The organism is Clostridia bacterium (genome assembly GCA_014360065.1).
Taxonomy (GTDB): domain Bacteria; phylum Bacillota; class DSM-521; order Neomoorellales; family JACIYF01; genus JACIYF01.
Map to the genome: position 1 here is coordinate 1 of JACIYF010000239.1, position 1,711 is coordinate 1,711.

Genomic DNA, 1,711 nt, shown 5'->3' on the forward strand with positions numbered 1-1,711 from the left:
AGTGCACTGGGTCATACTTAGATTAGAGAACATTGTTCTTTTAGGGGTATTGGTCATGGTAGCAGCTTGGGATAAAGTTAAAAGCGCGGAAGTATTTTTCCGAACCGATTAGAAGGGTATTACCAATAGGAATTGATATTTCACTGAGAAAACGGTATATAATATAAGTAAGGAAAGTAAGGAAAGAGGTGATGAAGATGGAAGTTGCAAAGATTACAAGCAAAGGCCAGATTACAATCCCTATTGATATTCGCAAGAAGCTTAACCTGAAGGACGGTGATAAGGTAATCTTCATTGAAGATGGCGATAAGATTATTTTTGCCAACGCAGCCAAAGTTGCTTTTTTGAACATCCAAAAGGCATTTCAAGGTGAAGCTGAACGGCTTGGCCTGAGAAACGAGCAGGATGTAGTGGATATGGTCGATGAAATAAGAAAAGAAATGTGGGAAAAACGTTATGCGGGTAATGATTGATACAAATATTCTCATTTCAATTTATCTTTTTCCCACTCCTGCTATGAGCAAATTGGTTGATGCTGTTACCGACCACCACACTATTGTATTGCCATCCTATGTAGTTGATGAGCTAAAAACAGTAATTAAACGTAAGTTTCCTACGAAATATGAGGCCCTGGACACATTTCTTTCGGAACTGCCTTTTGAATATACTTATACAATTGAAAGGATCGACGCAGACAAGTACCCGAGTATTCGGGATAAAAAAGACTTGCCTGTTCTAGTATCAGCCATTACGGAGGATGTAGATGTTTTAATTACAGGTGATAAGGATTTTTATGATCTGGGGATTGAAAAGCCGGAGATACTCACGCCCACACAGTTTATAGAAAAATACGGCTGACTATAGCTATTACCATTTATAGCAGCCTGACAGGGCCTCCGTGCGGATGCTGGAATTGAGCTCACAGGCGTTCGTGGGCATATCGGCGCGGGGTCACCGCGTTCACCACTTTGTTAACACTTATTGAAGTAGGTGTTGCAGGTGTCAAGCAACCAAGCCCAACCAATCAACGCCAGCTTGAGGGAATAGGCTCTCCCAAATATGCCGCTGCCAGGCCCGGTGGTGGCAGGAGAGCCTCCACCCATAAGCGTGCCCAAGTCGGAACATAGTCTCAGGCACCATGGCTGCAGCACTCTCCCTAGCCGAAAGAATATTTTTTAACATCTAACAGGAAGGTCCACTGTCTGCCGGGAATACCTTACCAAATGATAGAAGCGGAGGTGATCGATGGCAGTACCGAAGTAGGGGAACCTTCAGAATCGTTTCTGAGAAACAAAAGGGTAGAGCCGCACCAGGCCAGAAGTTGCTACCAAGCCTAATTGGGAGGTAGGAGCCCATGAAGCGTCGAGTCCTGGGAGCGCTCCTTTTAACCCTGCTTATCGCGGCCACATCGATCCTGCCCTCCGCTTTCGCGCAGGTCCCGCCGGGAGAAGACCATGTCCTCGCCATCCTGACGCCGCCGGAGGTAACCTTTGGCTCTGAGGCCCTGGCCTGGGAGATACCGCTTCCCATCCTCGAATCCTCCAAAGAGGCAAACCAGTTCAAGGTGGAACTTGCCGAGGTGAAGCTGGGAAAAGAAGTTGTACCTGCAAGCGCCCAAGCTGTGACGTCCGGTACCGTAAGCGATCTTCCCATTGCGTCGGTTGGGGGAGGAGTAACCCCGGGAGAGCTCAAGTCCTACGTTGGGCTCAAC

The 1,711-nt window shown here is 47.2% G+C and carries 3 protein-coding genes; all 3 read left to right on the forward strand.

All coding sequences use genetic code 11. From position 1 onward, the window contains the following. Positions 1–197 precede the first annotated feature (197 nt). Entirely contained in the window at positions 198–473 is a 276-nt protein-coding gene (locus tag H5U02_15440; GenBank protein ID MBC7343812.1) for an AbrB/MazE/SpoVT family DNA-binding domain-containing protein, read from the forward strand. Further along, positions 457–858, forward strand: a complete 402-nt coding sequence (locus tag H5U02_15445; GenBank protein ID MBC7343813.1) for a putative toxin-antitoxin system toxin component, PIN family — start codon at positions 457–459, stop codon at positions 856–858. The genes H5U02_15440 and H5U02_15445 overlap by 17 nt, the downstream gene beginning before the upstream one ends. A gap of 496 nt (positions 859–1,354) precedes the next feature. Then, positions 1,355–1,711: hypothetical protein (locus H5U02_15450; GenBank protein ID MBC7343814.1), on the forward strand; the 357-nt coding region annotated here is incomplete at its 3' end.

Bases quoted from the DNA above. Each gene is read 5' to 3' on its own strand.
- H5U02_15440 (MBC7343812.1), top strand. From the start codon at position 198: ATGGAAGTTGCAAAGATTACAAGCAAAGGCCAGATTACAATCCCTATT.
- H5U02_15445 (MBC7343813.1), top strand. From the start codon at position 457: ATGCGGGTAATGATTGATACAAATATTCTCATTTCAATTTATCTTTTT.